At 54.5% G+C, this 20131-nt stretch carries 21 protein-coding genes; 17 read left to right on the forward strand and 4 right to left on the reverse strand.

Features of this window, described 5'->3' with window-relative positions:
• Positions 1 to 23: 23 nt before the first annotated feature.
• From aroF to spoIIID, 9 genes are all read left to right on the forward strand, one after another.
• Positions 24 to 1043 carry a 3-deoxy-7-phosphoheptulonate synthase gene (aroF, locus tag SRB521_RS14410; RefSeq protein ID WP_075704664.1) on the forward strand — a complete coding sequence of 340 codons (1020 nt, stop codon included), beginning with the start codon at positions 24 to 26 and terminating at the stop codon, positions 1041 to 1043.
• Positions 1044 to 1072: 29 nt separating this feature from the next.
• Complete coding sequence (gene aroB, locus SRB521_RS14415; RefSeq protein ID WP_075704665.1) at positions 1073 to 2152, forward strand: 3-dehydroquinate synthase; 1080 nt, start codon at positions 1073 to 1075, stop codon at positions 2150 to 2152.
• A 6-nt stretch (positions 2153 to 2158) separates the two neighbouring features.
• Positions 2159 to 3325, forward strand: a complete 1167-nt coding sequence (locus SRB521_RS14420; protein ID WP_116722349.1) for a 3-phosphoshikimate 1-carboxyvinyltransferase — start codon at positions 2159 to 2161, stop codon at positions 3323 to 3325.
• Complete coding sequence (locus SRB521_RS14425; RefSeq protein WP_075704667.1) at positions 3322 to 4299, forward strand: chorismate synthase; 978 nt, start codon at positions 3322 to 3324, stop codon at positions 4297 to 4299. The genes SRB521_RS14420 and SRB521_RS14425 overlap by 4 nt, the downstream gene beginning before the upstream one ends.
• A gap of 9 nt (positions 4300 to 4308) precedes the next feature.
• Positions 4309 to 5499, forward strand: coding sequence for a bifunctional chorismate mutase/prephenate dehydratase (locus SRB521_RS14430; RefSeq protein ID WP_116722348.1), 1191 nt, complete (start codon positions 4309 to 4311; stop codon positions 5497 to 5499).
• Entirely contained in the window at positions 5496 to 5987 is a 492-nt protein-coding gene (locus SRB521_RS14435) for a shikimate kinase (protein WP_058118514.1), read from the forward strand. Before SRB521_RS14430 ends, SRB521_RS14435 begins: the two co-directional genes overlap by 4 nt.
• A complete protein-coding gene (gene aroQ, locus SRB521_RS14440; protein WP_033116937.1) occupies positions 5984 to 6415 on the forward strand; it encodes a type II 3-dehydroquinate dehydratase in 432 nt (143 codons plus the stop codon). Before SRB521_RS14435 ends, aroQ begins: the two co-directional genes overlap by 4 nt.
• Positions 6400 to 7251, forward strand: coding sequence for a shikimate dehydrogenase (gene aroE / locus SRB521_RS14445; protein ID WP_033116938.1), 852 nt, complete (start codon positions 6400 to 6402; stop codon positions 7249 to 7251). The genes aroQ and aroE overlap by 16 nt, the downstream gene beginning before the upstream one ends.
• Before the next feature lie 153 nt (positions 7252 to 7404).
• Positions 7405 to 7653 (forward strand): sporulation transcriptional regulator SpoIIID, encoded by a 249-nt coding sequence (gene spoIIID, locus SRB521_RS14450; RefSeq protein ID WP_058118805.1) that lies wholly within the window; start codon positions 7405 to 7407, stop codon positions 7651 to 7653.
• A gap of 111 nt (positions 7654 to 7764) precedes the next feature.
• On the opposite strand, the gene ychF is transcribed toward spoIIID, so the two are convergent.
• Positions 7765 to 8859: a redox-regulated ATPase YchF gene (ychF, locus tag SRB521_RS14455; protein WP_033116939.1), complete on the reverse strand. Its 1095-nt coding sequence runs from the start codon at positions 8857 to 8859 to the stop codon at positions 7765 to 7767.
• Between the two features lie 261 nt (positions 8860 to 9120).
• Here ychF and SRB521_RS14460 point away from each other — a divergent pair, with 261 nt between their 5' ends.
• Positions 9121 to 10473 carry a short-chain fatty acid transporter gene (locus SRB521_RS14460; protein WP_116722347.1) on the forward strand — a complete coding sequence of 451 codons (1353 nt, stop codon included), beginning with the start codon at positions 9121 to 9123 and terminating at the stop codon, positions 10471 to 10473.
• Between the two features lie 86 nt (positions 10474 to 10559).
• On the opposite strand, the gene SRB521_RS14465 is transcribed toward SRB521_RS14460, so the two are convergent.
• Positions 10560 to 11000, reverse strand: coding sequence for an Hsp20/alpha crystallin family protein (locus SRB521_RS14465; RefSeq protein WP_033116941.1), 441 nt, complete (start codon positions 10998 to 11000; stop codon positions 10560 to 10562).
• 347 nt (positions 11001 to 11347) lie between these two features.
• On the opposite strand from SRB521_RS14465, the gene SRB521_RS14470 reads away from it, so the two are divergent.
• Positions 11348 to 11599 (forward strand): DUF6061 family protein, encoded by a 252-nt coding sequence (locus SRB521_RS14470; protein ID WP_116722346.1) that lies wholly within the window; start codon positions 11348 to 11350, stop codon positions 11597 to 11599.
• A gap of 52 nt (positions 11600 to 11651) precedes the next feature.
• On the opposite strand, the gene SRB521_RS14475 is transcribed toward SRB521_RS14470, so the two are convergent.
• Entirely contained in the window at positions 11652 to 11963 is a 312-nt protein-coding gene (locus SRB521_RS14475) for a helix-turn-helix domain-containing protein (RefSeq protein WP_116722345.1), read from the reverse strand.
• 111 nt (positions 11964 to 12074) lie between these two features.
• On the opposite strand from SRB521_RS14475, the gene SRB521_RS14480 reads away from it, so the two are divergent.
• From SRB521_RS14480 to SRB521_RS14505, 6 genes are read left to right on the forward strand one after another with little or no spacing between them, the layout of a single operon-like run.
• Complete coding sequence (locus SRB521_RS14480; protein ID WP_242976581.1) at positions 12075 to 12539, forward strand: hypothetical protein; 465 nt, start codon at positions 12075 to 12077, stop codon at positions 12537 to 12539.
• A 36-nt stretch (positions 12540 to 12575) separates the two neighbouring features.
• A complete protein-coding gene (locus tag SRB521_RS14485) occupies positions 12576 to 12842 on the forward strand; it encodes a type II toxin-antitoxin system prevent-host-death family antitoxin (RefSeq protein WP_207215980.1) in 267 nt (88 codons plus the stop codon).
• Positions 12839 to 14554, forward strand: coding sequence for a type I restriction-modification system subunit M (locus SRB521_RS14490; protein WP_116722343.1), 1716 nt, complete (start codon positions 12839 to 12841; stop codon positions 14552 to 14554). Before SRB521_RS14485 ends, SRB521_RS14490 begins: the two co-directional genes overlap by 4 nt.
• Complete coding sequence (locus SRB521_RS14495) at positions 14551 to 15804, forward strand: restriction endonuclease subunit S (RefSeq protein ID WP_116722342.1); 1254 nt, start codon at positions 14551 to 14553, stop codon at positions 15802 to 15804. The genes SRB521_RS14490 and SRB521_RS14495 overlap by 4 nt, the downstream gene beginning before the upstream one ends.
• The gene (locus SRB521_RS14500; protein WP_116722341.1) at positions 15801 to 16181 is read left to right on the forward strand and encodes a hypothetical protein; all 381 of its coding nucleotides are present in this window, start codon (positions 15801 to 15803) and stop codon (positions 16179 to 16181) included. The genes SRB521_RS14495 and SRB521_RS14500 overlap by 4 nt, the downstream gene beginning before the upstream one ends.
• Complete coding sequence (locus tag SRB521_RS14505) at positions 16181 to 19177, forward strand: type I restriction endonuclease subunit R (protein ID WP_116722340.1); 2997 nt, start codon at positions 16181 to 16183, stop codon at positions 19175 to 19177. Before SRB521_RS14500 ends, SRB521_RS14505 begins: the two co-directional genes overlap by 1 nt.
• 72 nt (positions 19178 to 19249) lie before the next feature.
• On the opposite strand, the gene SRB521_RS14510 is transcribed toward SRB521_RS14505, so the two are convergent.
• Positions 19250 to 20098, reverse strand: coding sequence for a patatin-like phospholipase family protein (locus SRB521_RS14510; RefSeq protein ID WP_116722339.1), 849 nt, complete (start codon positions 20096 to 20098; stop codon positions 19250 to 19252).
• Between the last annotated feature and the right edge of the window lie 33 nt (positions 20099 to 20131).

A 20131-nucleotide genomic window follows, 5' to 3' on the forward strand; every position in this document is an offset into this window, starting at 1 on the left:
GGCGGAAAAGGAGAGAAAAATCTATGGTAGTCATTATGAAACCCGGCACGAAAAAAGAGGACATCGACATTTTGGTCCGCAAGTTCCGCGACCAGGGTCTGGACGTGGGCATCACCAATGGCGTGGGCTGTACCATCCTGGGCCTTGTGGGTGACACCATCAGCCTGGACATCGACAAAATCTCCATGGAGCCCAATGTGGAGCGGGTCATGCGGGTCCAGGAGCCCTATAAAAAGGCCAACCGGAAGTTTCACCCTGAGGATTCGGTGGTCACTGTAGGGAAGGCCCGGATCGGCGGCGGCAGCTTTTCCGTCATCGCCGGTCCCTGCTCGGTGGAGTCGGAGGAGCAGATCTGCGCGGTGGCGGAGGACGTAAAGTCCTCCGGCGCGGCGCTGCTGCGCGGCGGCGCCTTCAAGCCCCGCACCTCCCCCTACTCCTTCCAGGGCATGGGCACGCCCGGTCTGGACCTCCTTATGGAGGCCCGGGAAAAGACCGGCCTGCCCATCGTCACCGAGATCATGGACCCCCGCATGGCGGAGCTCTTCGAGCGGGAGGTAGACGTGGTCCAGGTAGGCGCCCGGAACATGCAGAATTTTGAGCTTTTGAAAGAGGTGGGCAAGATGTCCAAGCCCATCCTCCTCAAGCGCGGCCTCTCCAACACCTATGAGGAGTGGATCATGTCCGCCGAATATATCATGGCCGCAGGCAACGAAAACGTCATTCTCTGCGAGCGGGGCATCCGCACCTTTGAGACCTTCACCCGCAACACCCTGGATGTCTCCGCCATCCCGGCCATCAAGCAGATGAGCCATCTGCCCGTGATCGTGGACCCCTCTCATGCCTCCGGCATGTACTGGATGGTGGAGCCGCTGGCCATGGCGGCCATCGCCGCCGGGTGCGACGGCCTCATCATTGAAGTCCACAACGATCCCCCCCACGCTAAGTGCGACGGCCAGCAGTCCCTCACCCCCAAAAAGTTTGACGAGCTGATGAAAAAGGTGGAGGCCCTGGTGCCCATGATGGGCAAGAAGCTGATCCGCTGATGCGCCTCCATCCGGAAGGAGAACCCCCTATGAAAACCCTTCATGTCGGTCTTGACGACCGCTCCTACGACATCCATATCGCGCCCGGCCTCCTGTCCCAGGCGGGCGCGCTCTGCCGCGCCGCCCTCCCCCGCGCCGGGCGGCTGGCCGTGGTCACGGATTCCCATGTGGGTCCCCTCTACGGAGAAACGATCATGTCCAGCCTGGCCGGGGCCGGCTTTCAGGCGGAACTGGTCACTATCCCCGCCGGTGAGTCCTCCAAATGCCTGAGCATGCTCGGGCGTCTATACGACGCCTTCACGGCTCAGGGGCTCACCCGCTCCGACGGCGTGGTGGCCCTGGGGGGCGGCGTGGTGGGCGATCTGGCGGGCTTCGCCGCGGCCACCATCCTGCGTGGCGTGGACTTCGTACAGATTCCCACCACACTTCTGGCCCAGGTGGACTCCTCCGTGGGGGGCAAGGTGGCCATCGACCTCCCGGCAGGCAAGAACCTGGCTGGCGCCTTCTGGCAGCCCCGGCTGGTTCTCATGGACCCCGCGTGCCTCCGTACACTGGATGACAAGACCTTTTCCGACGGCATGGCCGAGGTCATCAAGTACGGCTGCATCCGGGACCGGGCGTTCTTCGATTTTCTCTGCGCCCACTCCTCCCGGACGGCGGTCATGGAGCACATTGAGTCCGTGCTCTATACCTGCTGCGATATCAAGCGGCAGGTGGTGGAGGAGGATGAACGGGACACCGGCGTCCGGATGATCCTGAACTTCGGCCACACCGTGGGCCATGCCTTTGAAAAGGCGGGCGGCTATGAGACTTGGACCCACGGACAGGCGGTCGCCGCCGGGATGGTCGCCGCCGAACGGTTGGGCGCCGCCCTGGGTGTCTCCGACGGCGACGGCTTCTCCGAACTGCTGGAGGTGCTGTCCGCTTTCGGCCTGCCCACCCACATTGACTGCGACTGGAGCGCCATCGTGGAGGCCGTCGGCCTGGACAAGAAGGGCGACGGAGAGGCCATTACCATGATCTTTCTGTCCCACATGGGCAAGGCCTTGCCCATGAAGATGAAGAAGGAGGACGTGCTGCAAAACCTGGCGCACGTCTGCGGGAGGTAAGCGGATATGGACATCACCATCGCCCCCCGGCTGCTGAAGGGCCGCATCACCCCCCCGCCCTCCAAATCCCAGGCGCACCGCGCCCTCATCGCCGCTGCGCTGGCGGGAGGCGGGAGCCGCATCGAAAATCTGGCCGACTCCCAGGATATCCAGGCCACCTCCCGCTGTCTGGCGGCCCTGTGCGCGCCCAGCAGCGGCCTGCCTCTGCTGGACTGCGGGGAATCCGGCTCCACCCTGCGCTTTCTCATCCCCCTTTCCCTGGTCCTCCGGGGAGGCGGCCGTTTTACCGGCCGCGGGAGGCTGATGGAGCGCCCGCAGGAGCCCTATTTTCGCCTTTTTGAGGAAAAGCATGTCTGCTATTCCCTGGAGGCCGGTGTGCTCACCGTCCGGGGCGCGCTACCATCGGGGCGTTATGCCCTTCCCGGCAATGTGTCCAGCCAGTTTATCACCGGCCTTCTCTATGCCCTCCCCCTGCTGGAGGGCGACTCAGACATCCTCCTCACCACGCCTCTGGAATCCGGGGGTTATGTGGACATGACCCTGGATGTGCTGGAGCGGTTCGGCGTCAGGGCCGTCCCCAACGGTTCCTGCGCCTTCCATGTACCCGGCGGACAGACCTACCGCCCCCACGATATGGCCATCGAGAGCGACTATTCCCAGGCGGCCTTCTGGTACGCCGCCAGGGGCTTGGGCAGTCAGGTGGAGCTACAGGGGCTCAACCCTTTCTCCGTTCAGGGGGATCGGTGCATCGTGGAGGATTCCGCCAGCCTGTGCGGCCCGGGAGCGGTGGAGCTGGACGTGTCCCAGTGCCCCGACCTTGTCCCCCCGCTGGCGGTCCAGGCCGCCCTGCGTCCGGGACAGACCACCCGCATCGTAGGCGCCGCCCGGCTGCGCATGAAGGAGAGCGACCGGCTCTCCGCGGTGACCCAGGTCCTCAACGCCCTGGGGAGCCGTGTGGAGGAGCACCCGGACAGCCTGACCATTCTGGGTGTGGACACTCTGGCCGGCGGCGTGGCGGTGGATAGTCATAACGACCACCGCATCGCCATGATGGCCGCCGTGGCGACCACCCGTGCCGCCGCCCCCGTCACCATCCGGGGAGCGGAGAGCGTACGCAAATCCTACCCGAACTTCTGGGAGGACTATCAGCGTCTGGGAGGGATGTTCCTATGAAATATATCATTTTCGGCGAGTCCCACGGTCCCGCCATTGGGGTGGCCCTGGAGGGCCTCCCCTCCGGCATCGCGCTGGACATGGACTTCATCGCCTCTGAAATGGCCCGCCGGGCGCCCGGACAGAACGCCATGACCACCGCCCGCAGAGAAAAGGATGCGCCGGAAATCCTCTCCGGCGTCTTTGAGGGCAGGACCACAGGCACTCCCCTGTGCGCCGTGATCCGGAACACCGATACCCACAGCCAGGACTACGCCAAGCTCAGGACGCTGCCCCGCCCCGGCCACGCCGATTATACCGGCTTTGTCCGCTACGCCGGATGGGGCGACTACCGCGGCGGCGGCCACTTCTCCGGGCGGCTTACCGCCCCGCTGGTCTTTGCCGGCGCAGTGGCCAAGCTGGTCCTGCGGGAGCGGGGCGTGGCCGTGACGGGACGGATCTCCAACGTGGCGGGGATCCCGGACCCCACGCCGGAGCAGATGGAGGCGGCCATTCTGGCCGCCAAGGCTGAGCTGGATTCCGTGGGCGGCCGCATCCGCTGCTCCGTCACCGGTCTTCCCGTGGGCCTGGGCAGTCCCGACTTCGGATGCAACGTGGAGGGAATCTTCTCCCAATACCTCTTCGCCGTCCCTGCGGTCAAGGCGGTGGGCTTCGGCCTGGGCGAGGGCTTTGCCGCCCTGCGGGGCAGCCAGGCCAACGACCCCTTTTACCTGGACGGCGGCACGGTCAGGACCCGCACCAACCACTCCGGCGGCATCAACGGCGGCATCACCAACGGAATGCCGGTGGAGTTCGAGGTGACCCTGCGCCCCACGCCCTCCATTGCCCGCCGGCAGCAGACGGTGGACCTCTCCGCCGGCAGGGAGGCCGAGCTGGAGATCACCGGCCGTCATGACCCCTGCATCGTCCCCCGCGCCCTGCCCGTCATTGAGGCCGCCGCTGCACTGGCCGCCTGCGAGCTACTTGGGATGTGAGGTGAAAGCATGAGCGAACTGGACACCCTCCGCTCCGAGATCGACGAGATAGACACCCAGCTCACCGCCCTCTTCCTCCGCCGCATGGATGTGACGGCACGGGTGGGCGCCTACAAGCAGGAAAACGGTCTCCCTGTCCTGGATGAGGCCCGTGAACAGGAGGTCCTGGCCAGGAAGTCGGCCGCAGTCTCCGATCCGGCCCGCAGGGCCGACGTCACCGCCCTCTACGAGACCATCATGGGGCTCAGCCGCCGCCAGCAGCGCAATCTGGTGAATGAGGCCGGAAACGAGGGTTATCGGCAGATCCGGGAGGCCATCTCCCATAGCCTGGCCCCCTTGACGGCCCCCAGGGTCCTCTATCAGGGGGAGCCAGGGGCTTATGCCGACGAGGCCGCCGCGCTCTTTTTTGGCGAGGATGTCCCCCGGGCCCATGTGGAGACCTGGGAGGACATCTTCCTGACCCTGCGGGAGGGCCGGGCGGATTACGGCGTACTGCCCATTGAGAACAGCTCCACCGGCTCCATCAGCCAGGTCTATGATCTGCTGGCCCAGTACGGCGCCTATATCGTAGGGGAGCAGACGGTGCGGGTGGAGCACTGTCTGGTGGCCCTTCCCGGGGCCTGTCTGGACGGCATCCGCGAAGTCTGTTCCCACGAGCAGGGGCTCAGACAGTGTGCCGAGTTCCTCAAGGCCCATCCCGACTGGCGGGCTGTGCCGCGTCTCAACACCGCGGAGAGCGCAAAATACGTCGCAGAGCGGGGAGATCTCACTCTGGCCGCCATTTGCTCCCGCCGGGCCGCCCGGCTCTATGGTCTGGATATCCTGGCCGAGCGCATCCACTTCAACGCTCAAAACGACACCCGCTTCGTGGTGGTCTCTCCGGTGATGGAGCGCCGGGCGGGCTGCGACAAGGTGAGCGCCCTTTTCGTCCTGCCCCACCGTAGCGGCTCTCTCCATGAGATCATGACCATCTTTGCCGTCAACGGCCTCAACATGATGAAGCTGGAGTCCCGTCCCATCGTGGGCCGGAGCTGGGAATATCTCTTCTTTGTGGATTTTACCGGCGACCTGGCCGCCCCGGGCATGGACGGGGTGCTGCTGGAGCTCTCCCAGACGGCCGAGGGTTTCCGGGTGCTGGGCAATTACAAGGAGGCCTGCGGCGCAGCGTGTTCCGACGGGCAGGGCGGTGGCTTAAAATGAAAAACATTATCCTTATCGGTATGATGGGCTGCGGCAAGACCACCTGCGGCGGCTTGCTCTCCCGGCGGCTGGACCGGGAGCTGGTGGATACCGACGCCCTGATCGCCGCCCGTGAGGGACGGAGCATTCCCGAAATCTTCGCCGCCCAGGGTGAGGACCGCTTCCGGGAGCTGGAACGAGGCGTAGCGGAGGAGCTGGCCCGGCGGGAAGGGCTGGTGGTGGCCTGCGGCGGCGGCCTGCCCCTGCGGGACGACGCCATGGCTCCCCTCAAGTCCAGCGGCACCGTGGTCTTTCTGTGCCGTGACCCGGGTGAGACCTTCGACACCGTGCCCATGGACGCCCGTCCGCTGGCCCAAGAGGGGCGCGAGGCCTTTCTCGCCCGATTCCGGAACCGGGAGCCGGTCTACCGCTTCTGGGCCGATCAGATCGTCACGGATTTCTCGTCGCCGGAGGCGACGGTCAATGCCATTCTGGAGGGATTGTCATGAAATTTCTCATCATCAACGGCCCCAATCTGAACCTGCTGGGCCAGCGCGAGCCCGGCATCTATGGCGAGGAGAACTACACCGCCCTCTGCGGCCGCCTGCGCGCCTTTGCCTCCGCCCATCAGAGTACTGCCGAGTGCTTCCAGTCCAACCACGAGGGAGCCATCATCGACGCCATTCATGCCGCGCAGGGCAACTATGACGCTATCATCATGAATCCCGGCGCCTTTACCCACTATAGCTATGCCATCCTGGACGCGCTCAAGGCGGTCAGGATCCCCTGCATCGAGGTCCACATCTCCAACGTCCATCAGCGGGAAGAGTTTCGGCACAGGTCCGTGACCGCGCCCGCCTGCGTGGGTCAGATCTGCGGGCTGGGGCTGTACGGCTACGAGGCCGCCATGAGGTACTTCCTGTGCATGTCGAACTGAAAAACACCACTCGAAAGCTCTGCGTCATCGGAGATCCGGTGCTCCACTCCAAATCCCCCCTCATCCAGAACACCATGCTCTCGGCACTCGGTTTGGATTATATTTACTTATGTCAACCAGTTTCAGCTGGTCGGGCGGCAGAGTGGCTCTCCGCGGCAAAGGTGGCCGGATATGCGGGCTTCAACGCCACCATGCCCCACAAGCTGGACCTGGTCCCCCTGATGGACGAGCTGGACGAGGACGCCCGCCTATACCAGTCCGTCAATACTGTATGTATAAAAGAGGGGAAAGTATACGGATACAACACCGATGGGCGGGGCTTTTTGCAGGCACTTCTGGACGCAGGAGTGGACCCCGCCGGAAAGCGGGTGCTCCTGCTGGGCGCCGGGGGCGCGGCCAAAGCAGTCGCTCTGAAGCTGGTTCAACAGGGGTGCGTCTCCCTGACCGTATGCAACCGCACCCTGGAAAGGGCCGAGATGTTATGTCAATTCAATGCAGCCGTCATGCGCGCCGTCGGCTTTGACGCTGCAACGCTGCGGCTGGAGGCCTCTAGGGCCGATCTGCTGGTGAACTGCACCTCCCTGGGCATGGGGGGAGTGGCGGGCCAATTCGAGGATTTTCACTTTTTGGACGCCCTTCCGCATGCGGCGGCGGTGTGCGACCTCATTTACCACCCGGCTGAAACGGAGCTCCTGGCCCAGGCCCGGCTGCGGGGCCACCGGACGCTGAACGGCTTGGGCATGCTCATCCACCAGGCCGTCTTTGCTCTGGAACACTTTACGGACACCCAACTAGACGGTGCCGCCATGCGCGCCCTGGTAGAGGGCGTGCTGTGATCCGCCGCGCGGATTCTGGCGGGGCCTCATCTGTCAGAACATATCCACCCCATGGGAAACGGGACCGCCGGATTGGCGGTCCCGTTCTTTCTCCTCTCTTCCGCGCATATACATCCAGCAGTGGAATCCAAGATGCGGGGGAGTGTTGTGAGTGTGAAAGGGAACATCGAGGAGCGGGCCTGTCAGTTGGCTCTTTACATAATCGAGAACAAAGCGACGGTGCGCGCCGCGGCTCAGAAGTTCGGTATCAGCAAGTCCACGGTTCACAAGGACCTCCAGGACCGCCTGCCTGCGTTCAATAAGCCCCTCTATTTGCAAGTGAAGGCAGTCCTGGACGAAAACAAGGCTGAGCGCCACATCCGCGGCGGTATCGCCACCCGCAAAAAATACAAGGGGGATTAGGGTTTGTCCGCATTTGCACTCGGCCAAACAGGGGGCCGCGGTCCGTATGGACCGCGGCCCCCTGTTTTACGTCGTTCCATATCCGACAGGCGATCCGCCGGGGTAAGGCCCTCATACGTTGAAGCGGAACAGCACTACGTCCCCATCCTGCATCACGTATTCTTTTCCTTCTGACCGCACCAGGCCCTTTTCTTTTGCGTGCACCAGATCTCCGCACTTCACCAGGTCCTCAAATGCCACTACCTCCGCGCGGATAAAGCCCCGCTCGAAATCGGAGTGTATTTTTCCGGCCGCCTGAGGCGCCTTGGTCCCCTGCTTGATGGTCCAGGCCCGGCACTCATCCTCACCCGAAGTGAGAAAAGAGATGAGCCCCAGCAATGCATAGGATGCCTTGATCAGCCGGTCCAAGCCGGACTCGGCGATCCCCAGATCATCCAAAAACATCTTCTTTTCATCGCTCTCCAGTTCAGCGATCTCCGCCTCCAGCTGCGCACACACGGGGATCACCTGGGCACCTTCCTTGGCGGCCACTTCAGATACCTGTTTGTAGTAGGCATTGTTTTCGTAGTCGGAGAATCCGGCCTCATCCAGGTTTGCCGCGTAGATGACAGGTTTGAGGGAGAGCAACTCAGATGTGGCGATGAGCGCCGCATCCTCCTCACTGCACTCATAGGAACGAGCGGAGCGGCCTTCGTTGAGCCAGGTGAGCAGCTCCTGAAAGACTTCCGCTTCCCGTGCGGCCTTCTTATCACCCGACTTTACCAGCTTGGCGGCCTTCTCCACCCGGCGCTGGACCATCTCCATATCCGCCATGATGAGTTCTATGTCAATGATCTCGATGTCTCGCAGTGGATCGGTGGAGCCCTCCACGTGGATGACATTGGGGTCGTCAAAGCAGCGCACCACATGAACGACGGCGTCCGTGGCCCGAATATTGGAGAGAAATTTGTTCCCCAGCCCCTCTCCCTTGGAGGCTCCCTTCACCAGCCCGGCAATGTCCACGAACTCAATGACGGCGGGGGTGGTCTTCTTGGGCTTATAGAAGTCGGAGAGCCAGTCCAGGCGGTGATCCGGCACCGCCACCATCCCCACGTTGGGATCGATAGTACAGAAGGGATAGTTGGCCGACTCCGCGCCGGCATTGGTAATGGCGTTGAACAAGGTCGATTTGCCCACGTTGGGCAACCCCACGATGCCAAGCTTCATAGCAAAGACGTCCTTTCGGTGTAAGAATACGAAATAAGCTCCATTATTATACCGGATACCAGGGCAAAACACAAGCCCGCCCCAGCGGCTGGGAACGATATTCCTCTCTCCAATAAAGATTCCGTCAATTCTCTCGTTAAGTTTCCGCCAAGCTTTCCCCAACCGTGTTGACAGCGGACCTCTTTTCCATATGATTGTAACTGTAACTGGCGCCTAGGTTGGGGGGCACCAGTTTCAATTGGGAAGATTGGGAGGAATTGTATGTTCAAGAAATTCACAAACGGCTGCGTGCGCGTAGTCAATCGATGGCTGCCGGATGCCTTCCTGTTCGCCGTCATCCTGACCATTGTGACCTTTGTGGGGTCCATGATCGGGACAAAGCAGACCCCCCTTGAGCTGGTCGACGCCTGGGGTAATTCCAAGGGCTTCTGGGGCCTGCTGTCTTTCTCCATGCAGATGGCCCTGGTGCTGGTCTTCGGCTCCGCCATGGCCTCCGCCAAGATCTGCAAGCGTTTTCTGGGGGCCATTGCCTCTGTCGCCAAGGACAAAAAGAGCGCCATCCTGGTCACTACCTTCGTCTCCACCGTCTGCTGCTGGCTCAACTGGGGCTTCGGCCTCATCGCCGGCGCCCTCCTGGCCAAAGAAGTGGCCCGCCGGGTTCGTGACGTGGACTATCCACTTCTGATCGCCTCCGCCTACTCCGGCTTCGTGATCTGGCACGCGGGTCTCTCCGGCTCCATCCCCCTGCAAATGGCCGCAGAGGGCGGTACCGAGATCCTGGGCGTCTTCTACTCCGCCCCCATCACCGATACCGTTCTGCATCCTGCCAACCTGATCATGGTGGCCGTCATCCTCTTCCTGATGCCCTTTGTCAACTATGCCATGCACCCTGATGCCGAGCACACCATCATCGTGGACCCCGCCCGGCTGGTGGACGAGGAAGAGCGTACTTATACAGTGGGCACCCCCGCCGAAAAGATGGAGCACAGCAAGATCCTGTGGGCCATCACTCTTCTGCTGGGCTTTGCCTACATCATCTATTACTTTGCCACCAAGGGCTTTAACCTGGACCTGAACATCGTCAACATGATTTTCCTCTTCCTGGGCATTTTGCTCCACGGCGACCTGCGGAAATATGTGGACGCCATTGGAGACGCCGCTTCCGGCGCCGCCGGTATCCTGCTTCAGTTCCCCTTCTATGCCGGCATCATGGGGCTGATGGTGGCTCAAAATCCCGAAACCGGCGTATCCCTGGCCGGCATCATCGCCGACTTCTTTGTCAGCATCTCCAACGACGTCACCTTCCCCATGCTGACGTTCCTGTCCGCCGGCCTTATCAACTTCTTCGTCCCCTCCGGCGGCGGCCAATGGGCCGTGCAGGCGCCTATCGTCATGCCTGCCGCCACCACGATGGGAATCGAATACGGCCGGGCCGCCATGGCCATCGCCTGGGGCGATCAGTGGACCAACATGGTACAGCCCTTCTGGGCGCTGCCCATCTTGGGTATGGCCGGTCTGTCCGCCCGCAATATCATGGGATACCTGGTCATTGTGACCATCTTCACTGGCGTGGTTGCCTGCCTGGGCTTCCTGGGCTGGGCCATGTTCTTCTAAAACTTGCCTTTTCTCTCTCTCCTTACAATAGGAGCCCAACACACACAAAACCCGCAGGCTTTTGGCCTGCGGGTTTTGTGTGTGTTTTACTCAATTGCGATCCGGTTCGGAGCCGACGCCGCCTTGGCCTCCCGCTTGGGGATTTCCAGACGGAGGATGCCATCCTCGTACCCGGCTTTGATTTCATCAGGTTTTACATCGCCCACGTAAAAACTCCGGCTACATGCCCCGCTATAGCGCTCCTGGCGGATGTAACGGCCCTTCTTATCCCTCTCATCCCTGTCCAGACCCTTGGCCGCGCTGATGGTGAGGTATCCGTCGTTGAGCTCTACATTCACCTCGTCCTTCTTGAAGCCGGGCAGGTCTACCGCGACCTCATAGCCGCTTTCGGTTTCCTTCACATCCGTCTTCATCAGGTTCTTGGCCCGCTTGCCATAAAGGGGATTGTGCTCCCCAAAGAAATTCTTTTCAAAAGAGTCTCCAAAGAAATCGTCAAACAAATTCTCGCTGAAAATGCTGGGCAACATAAGTCATTCCTCCATTCGTTGTCTTACCTTTTTGCCCTGCAGAGAAGACCTTTTCTGGTCCCCTTCCCTTGGTACGGTTCTACTATAGTCCTCTGTTTTAGCACTGTCAATATAGGAGTGCTAAAATTCATAAAAGAAACACATTTGATACAAAGAAATGTCACATTTAAAAATTAACCAAAAACGAAAAATCCCCAAAGCCTTGGCTTAACAGTGATAAGGAACTAAATCGCTTATCAACTGTTAGCTGACGGTTTTCGGGTGCATACGAAACTCCCGTCTGATTCCTAACAGGAATTAGGCGGGAGTTTTTCTTGTTAACAGAGCTTATATTGGAGGATAGCATTATGAAAACATTACTTTCTTGTGAATTTAACATGGATACCGGCTGCGTTGAACTAAGATATTCTGACGGCAGCATGATTTCCATTAACTGCACCGCTGTAGAGGACGAAGTTGCGAATAGCCGTTTCCAGCGGTCTGAACTGGACTGGCTCATCTATAATGATCCGCTATCCTATGCGGAATTGATTTTGAATGGTGATCCAGAAAAATACTTACGAACCGTCACGGAGATACCACAGTCAGATTTCGATTGATAAGCAAAGCCGCCAGAGGCACATCCATGCGATGCTGCTTCTGGCGGCTTTTTTACATTTTGTCAATCAAAGCAAACACTACGGCTTGTTGCTCTTCACTCAATCTCGACCATCGTTCCAGGAGCTTCCTTTGTGAATCAGTCAGAGAAACCGGTGAATCTTCTTCTGCGAATAGCTGAGAAAGCGTGATGCCAAAAGCCATGCAGATTTTTTCCAACGACGGAATAGTGGGAACCATATTCTTGCGATACCACGAGGAGATCGTAGACTGCGGCAAACCAGAGCGTTCTGCAAGCTGATACTCCGTCCAGCCCCGATCCTCTCGATATGTGGTTATGGCAGAGAGAATATCTTTCACCTGCATCACCCCTTTGCTTGTGTTCTTCGTAAATTATACTTTTGTTTGTCGTTGCTCTTTAATAATTTTAATCGTATAATTTTAACGATATACGCAAGCAAAAGGAGAATGATTTCAGTGAGCCAGAAAAGCTGTTTCTTTATTGGGCACAGAGAAACACCGGAAGAAATTTACACAGTGCTATGCGCCGCTGTTGAGGAGCATATAGTCCGCTACGGCGTTACTGAATTTATTGTTGGTCGTTATGGATGTTTTGACGGTCTTGCGGCAAAAGCCGTAAAAACCGCAAAACAAACCCATCCAGAAGTCGGACTGACATTATTGCTGCCGTACCATCCAGCAGAGCGCCCGATTCCTGTACCGGATGGATTTGACAGTACCTACTATCCTCCAGGGATGGAAAATGTCCCTCGTAAGGTTGCTATTGTCAGGGCAAATCGGTATATGGTCGATCATACTGATTTCCTCATTGCCTATGCGTGGCACCCTGCCAGCAATGCAAGAGACCTTCTCGAATATGCAAGAAAAAGAGAGAGCAAAGGGTTAATCCAGGTGACAGCCTTGCCGCATATCGATTTATAAGAAAAAAGTCATTACTTTTATATAGTTTTTTATATTGTGAAAAGTAATGACTTTGTGTTAAAATTAAATCGACATATTTTGCCGAAAAGAGGTGGTTTTGTGGCGAAAAAGAGGTCCGCTTCTACCGTGACGCCGGATTATGAAGCAATTACATCATTTCAAAAAGGCCAGGCTTCACGCATTTTTAAGGAAGTGAACGAGCAGGACAAAGTTTTAATTGTCAGCAAGCAAAACAAGCCGCAGAACGTCGTTATCTCATACGAACGGTATAAGAGACTCAGGGAAGAGGGAGCAGATATATGAACATCAATGAACAAGCCAATTTTATATGGAGCATAGCCGATTTGCTGCGTGGCGATTTCAAACAGAGCGAATACGGCAAGGTGATTCTGCCCTTTACTGTGCTGCGTCGCTTTGACTGTGTACTTGCACCTTCCAAGGCAAAAATTTTGGAGGCTAATAAGACTTTGACGGTCAGCAACAAGCGCCCTATCTTTAAGCGCATGACTGGCCATGATTACTATAATGTCAGCCAGTTTGATTTCGAAAAGCTGATGGATGACAGCAACGCTATCGAAGCCAATCTACGAGATTACATCAATGGCTTTTCCGAAGATGTCCGTGAAATCATGGACAACTTTGAAATTTTCGGGGTAATCGATCGTCTATCAAGGGCGAATCTGCTTTATCTGGTCGTGCAGCGTTTTGCGGAGATTGATATGAGCGACACCCAGATTGACAATCTGGAAATGGGATATATGTTCGAGGAATTGATCCGGCGATTTTCTGAGCAGTCCAACGAAACCGCTGGTGAGCACTTCACGCCCCGTGAGGTAATCGAACTGATGGTAGAAGTGCTGCTCGATCCTGACATGGATGAAATTGCAAATACCGACGGAAAGGTCATCACCATTCTGGACCCGGCCTGCGGCACGGGTGGAATGCTGTCCGTTGCCCAGAACAAGATGGAGGCTTTGAACAGCACTACTCAGGTAATCCCCTTTGGGCAGGAATTAAACCCCGAAACATACGCAACGTGCCGTTCCGATATGATTTTGAAAGGCAACACCAACAGCCGTATCGTTTTGGGAAACAGCTTCAATGAGGACGGATTCAAGTCCCAGACGTTTGACTATATGCTGAGCAACCCTCCCTTTGGTGTGGAATGGAAAAAAGTAGAAAAATTCATCAAAGACGAAGCGGCTTCTCAGGGGTATCGTGGCAGATTTGGCGCTGGTCTGCCCCGTATCTCGGACGGCTCTTTCCTGTTTCTCCAGCATCTGATCTCCAAAATGAACCCGCCGGAAAAAGGTGGAAGCCGCATCGGTATTGTTTTTAACGGTTCGCCCATGTTCTCCGGCGATGCCGGAAGCGGAGAAAGTGAAATCCGCCGCTGGATTATTGAAAACGATCTGCTGGAGGCTATTATTGGCCTTCCGGATCAGCTGTTCTACAACACCGGCATTACCACTTATATCTGGATTTTGACTAACCGCAAAGAGAACCGCAGAAAAGGCAAAGTGCGTCTGATCAACGGAGCTGGTTTCTATGAAAAGATGCGCAAGGGCCTCGGCAATAAGCGCAACATGATCAGCCCGGAAAATCGTGCGGAATTGGTGCGTCTGTACAGCACCTACGAGTCGGATGAGAACTACATGGATTTGGATAATGAAGATTTCGGATACCGGAAAATTGTTATAGAGCGACCTCTGCTCGACGAAGATGGTACACCGGTAATCGACCGCAAAGGCAATAGAAAAGCAGATGCCGCCCTTCGTGACTACGAAATGGTGCCGTTGAAGGAAGACATCCACGAATATTTCCGTCGTGAGGTTCTGCCGTTTGTGCCGGGTGCCTGGATTGACGAGAGCAAGACCAAAATCGGCTATGAGATTCCGTTTACCCGCTATTTCTACAAATTCACTCCGCTGCGTCACAGTTCTGTGATTATGGAAGAAATTAAGGCTTTGGAGGAACGCATCCAAACCAGATTGGTGGAGGTGTTTTCCGAATGAAGAGTTATTCGGCTTACAAAAATAGCGGAGTTTCTTGGATTGGTGATATTCCAGCCACATGGAACCTTTCACAGCTACGCTATGTAATTGAATGTCTTGACGGGAAAAGGGTTCCGGTTGAAACTGGCTTGCGTTCCGAAATGCAAGGAAGTATTCCGTATTGGGGAGCAGGCAATATTGTTGATTATGTTGATAGGGCATTGTTCGACGAAGAACTCGTTCTATTAGGTGAGGATGGCGCCCCCTTTTTTGACCATACACGCCCTGTTGCTTTTCACATTACTGAACCTATATGGGCAAATAATCACATCCATGTACTGCGAATAAATCAGAATGCTGACCCCCAATATATTGTTTATGCACTTAATGCTGTCGATTATAAAGAATATATAAATGGAGCGATCCTCAACAAATTGACGCAATCGGCAATGAACCGAATAAAGATACCTCTACCACCTTTAAGTGTTCAAAGGAAAGTTTCAGAATATCTTGATGGTTGTGTGAATACCATATCTAATTTAATCAACGAAAAACAATCTCTTATTGAACGCTTACAAGAAGCAAGCACATCCATTGTTGCTGAGACTGTTACAAAAGGATTGGATAGCAATTCTGCAACAAAGGATACCGGTATAAGCTGGCTTGGGCAAGTTCCTGCCCACTGGCAAGTTCTTACTAATCATCAACTTTTTGCTGAACGGAACATTAAGTGCGCAGAACAGGACGCCGTTTTACTCAGTGTTACCAAATATCTTGGTGTGATTTTGCAATCGCAGGCAGAGGAGCTAAACCTTGCCACCGTTGCCCCGGCAGAAACTACCGAAGGGTATAAGGTTGTCCGAAAAGGCGACCTGGTCATGAATATCATGCGAGCAAAAGATGGCAGCTATGGCATCTCTGGATATGACGGCGTGATCTCTCCTGCATACTGCATTTATTATCCGAGGCAAGAGGTAAATCCTCAGTACCTGTACTACCTGTTCAAGACACCGATGTACATGGAAATTTTCAAAAATTATTCCACAGGCATTGCAGAACACCGGATGCGCTTATATCCTGTGAACTTCTTCAAAATTCCAGCAGTGGTGCCTCCTCTGGAAGAACAGAATGAAATTGTAGCTTATCTGGACAAGCGTGTGAAAGATATTGATGAATTGATTTCTCTCACTCAGCAACAAATCGAAAAACTAAAGGAATACCGCCAAAGCGTCATTTCTGAGGTGGTAACCGGAAAGGTGGCAGTAGAATGAACTATCAAGAATTGTCACCGCAAGGCGAAACTTTGCTGAAAGAAATTATCGACCTCCAAGCCAGTGGTCAGGACAATGCAGCTTATTGGAGCAAGCGGTTTGATGGATTATCCATGCAACAGGATACCCTGCTCCGGGATACATTTCGAGAGCTGAGAGAATGTGGTTATGTCCACATACAGTGGGCTGACAACATTCCATACTATCTGTCCCTCACAGTGGATGGTCAGAATTATTTCACTAACAAAAAGGCCGCAAAAAAAGCCGAAAGAAAACTCTCACGGCGGGAATGGCGGATTGCTGTCATATCGGCCATCATTGGCGGTATGGTTGGGCTGATCCCCTGGATTTGTACTTTGATAGGAGGTGGTCAATAATGGCAATCGAAACCAAAGAAATTACATTTGAACAAGAGATTGAATACAGCCTGATTGACCACGGCGGATACATCAAAGGGAATCCCCGTGACTATAATCGTGAATTTGCCATAGACACCAAGCAGCTTTTTCAGTTTCTTCAAGACAGCCAGCCCGTGGAATGGGAAAAGCTGTGCAGAAAACACGGAGAGAATGTGGAAACGGGTTTTCTGAAGAAGCTGTATCGTGATCTTGATACATACGGAACATTATATGTGCTGCGGCATGGCGTTGTAGATGCTCCCGCCAAACTATCTCTGTGCTATTTCAAGCCTGCCAGCGGCATGAACCAAACCAGTCAGGCACTCTATGAGAAGAACATTCTCTCCATCACCCGGCAGGTGCATTATAGCCTGAAAAATGAGAACTCCATAGATGTTGTGCTGTTCATCAATGGATTGCCTGTTGCGACGGTGGAACTGAAAAATCCAATCACGGGTCAGACTGTCGAAAATGCAAAGCGTCAGTATATGAAAGACCGTGATCCCAGAGAACTTCTGCTTTCGTTCAAAGCCCGATGCTTGGTTCACTTTGCCGTGGATACCGAAGAAGTGTGGATGACCACAAAGCTCAATGGCATCAACACCTATTTTTTGCCGTTCAACAAGGGAAACAACGGCGGCAAGGGAAACCCTGTTGGGAACAGCACCTACCGGACTTCGTATCTGTGGGAAGAAGTCCTGCAAAAAGACAGTCTGCTGGACATTGTACAGAGATTTATCCATTTGCAGGAAGATAAAAAGAATCCTAAAAAGTCTGTTATGATCTTCCCACGTTACCACCAGCTGGATGTGGTCCGCAAGCTCGTTGCCGATGTCTACGCAAACGGAACCGGACACAATTATCTGATTCAGCACAGTGCGGGGAGCGGAAAATCCAACTCTATTTCTTGGCTGGCACACCATCTGTCTAACCTGCACGATAAAAATGACAAGGTTGTATTCAACAGCATCATTGTAATTACAGATCGCCTCGTATTGGATAAACAGCTTCAGGATACCATCTACCAGTTTGAGCACGTGGAAGGCGTTGTGACTAAAATCGACAACAACGCCGCACAGCTGGCAGATGCTTTGAACACAGGCAAGAAAATCATTATTACCACACTTCAGAAGTTCCCGTTTATCCTTGAAAAGGTAGATGATTTAAGCGGCAAGCGGTTTGCGGTCATTGTGGATGAGGCCCATTCTTCCCAGACCGGAGAAGCCAGCAAAAAAATGAAGGCGATCCTGGGAAACGCTGAGGGGCTAACAGAGGAAGAACAGCTCCAAAAGGTTGCGGATGAGGAGGCCAAGGAAGAACGCAAGCAATCCGACAGCGAGGATGAAATCGCAAAAGAAATGGCTACACATGGTCGGTTGCCTAACCTGTCCTTCTTTGCCTTTACCGCAACACCCAAGGCGAAAACGCTGGAGATGTTTGGAACCCCGGATGCAAGCGGTATTCCTCATGCTTTTCATATTTACTCGATGAAGCAGGCCATTCAGGAAGGTTTTATTCTGGATGTTCTGAAAAACTACGTGACCTACGATACCTATTTCAAAATCGGCAAGAAAATTGCCGATGATCCCCGCTATGAAAAAAGCAAGGCAAATAAGGCGCTTGGCAAATTCTTAAGTCTGCATCCGCACAATCTGGCCCAGAAAACCCAGATCATCGTAGAGCACTTCCGCACTGTCACCAAAGACAAGATTGGCGGCAAGGCCAAAGCAATGGTAGTGACCGGCTCACGCCTGCACGCAGTCCGGTATTATCAGGAGTTTCAGCGTTACATCAAAAAGATGGGATACGAAAATGAGCTGGGTATCCTGATCGCATTTTCTGGGACTGTCTATGATGGCGGCGAGGAATACACCGAAGTCAGTCTAAACGGAATAAAAGAAAGCGAACTGCCGGAAAAATTCCACAGCGGCGAGTACCAGGTGCTTTTGGTTGCGGAAAAATACCAAACTGGGTTTGATGAGCCGTTGTTGCACACCATGTTTGTAGATAAAAAGCTCAGTGGTGTAAAAGCTGTCCAAACACTTTCCAGATTGAACAGAACCTGCTTCGGAAAAGATGATACATTTGTTTTGGACTTTGTAAACTCCGCCGAGGATATACGAGCCGCTTTTGCCCCGTATTATGAAGAAACCAGCATTGAGGAGACAACAGACGCCAACATTGTATATGAATTGAAATCCAAACTGGATGAATTTCGTGTGTATTGGCAGAGTGAAATCGAGGCTTTCTCTAAAGCATTTTTCAAGCCTACCAAAAAACAGGGAAATATGGATTTTGGCGTACTCAACAGTTTCCTTGACCCGGCAGTAGATCGGTATAACGGTTTGAATGAGAACGAGCAGGAAGAATTCAAGTCTACCCTTGTAAAGTTTGTTCGCACCTACACGTTCCTCACCAATATCATCCGATTAGATGATGCCGACCTGCATAAGTTCCATGCTTACGCAAAATTTCTTCAGAAGAAACTGCCAAAGCGAGAAGGCGGCGGTCCTATTTTTCTGGATGATGAAGTATCGCTGCAATATTACCGGGTTCAGAAGATTTTTGAAGGGTCTATTGCGCTGGAGCAGAGTGAGCCGTTGCCCAATAAACTTCACCCCGGAAAACCGAAGCCAGAGGAAGAAAAGGCTCCCCTGTCTGAGCTGATTGATAAAATCAACGAAAAGTTCGGCACAGAGTTTACCAACATCGACAAGGTCTTGGAACAAATTGTTTCTGATATGGATGCCAATGAGGAATTGCGTGTCCAAGCTCGCAACAATTCACAAGAGCATTTTCATTTTCCCTTTAACGATGCGTTCATGGATGTGGTTATCGGACGCATGGCACAGAATCAGCAGTTCTGCGAAAGGGTTTTGGATGACGCCAAGTTCGGAGATACCGTTCGTGATTTGTTGGTGGGTGTTGTCTATGAACGATTGCGGAGTTCCACGAGAAGCGAGAGTCGGCTTTAAGTCCTTGTTTATTTAAGCAGAAAATACCGCCACCCAGTTTCCCGTTGAAGAAATAGGGTGGCGGTATTTTCCTTATTTTATGGCGAGCAGAAAGTCCGAAATCTTTTTCCCGTCTGCATACCCCTTATCGTATAGACGTTGTAGAGAAGTCCTATCTTTTTTTAGGGTGCTGACGCCACAGGTATCGTCTGGTGAGGGGATGAGAGCTTTGCCCTGCCGGACATATTTCTGTGCCGCCGATACGCCTTCATTGTATCTTTGCGCCCGCTGACACAGCTTTTCCGCAGCTTTTGGATACTTTTTTCGGATGCGTGCAGCCAATTTTTCATCTTTATCTGCGGTTCTCAACTCGCCCTCTGGCTTGGTGAGGATGACAACAACCTGGTCGCATCCCAGTTGAAAGGCTTTTTCCACCGGAACCGGATCACCTAAAGCGCCGTCATAATACGGGATGTTCTTCACTTTATACGGCTTACAAACAAAGGGGATTGCACAAGAAGCCTTAAAGATGCTGTAATCATCTTGGCTAATATCTGTCTTATCGAAATACTTCGCCTGTCCGGTTCGGGCATCTGCTGCAATTACATAGAATTCTATCGGGTTATCCCGCAAGGCGCAGTAATCCAAGGGATTTTCTCCGTTTGAACAACTCAGCGTCCCATACACATAATCCATATCGATAAAAGATCGCTTGAGGATGAAATTCCCTACACTCATATACTGCTTACGAAATGCGTATTCCATGTAGAATTGATAGTTCCTTCCTCTTTGACCTGCTGCGAAGGACGCCAGGTTTGCACTCCCTGCTGAGATTCCGATTCCCAAATCAAAATGAATGTCGTGATCCATACAATAGTCGAATATGCCGACGGCATAGATACCTCTCAGCCCGCCGCCTACATCTATCACGCCTGTTTTCATAATATATTCTCACCTTCCAAGCGGGATGTTTCC

It is taken from the genome of Intestinimonas butyriciproducens, from assembly GCF_004154955.1.
In the GTDB taxonomy this organism is placed as follows: Bacteria; Bacillota; Clostridia; order Oscillospirales; family Oscillospiraceae; genus Intestinimonas; species Intestinimonas butyriciproducens.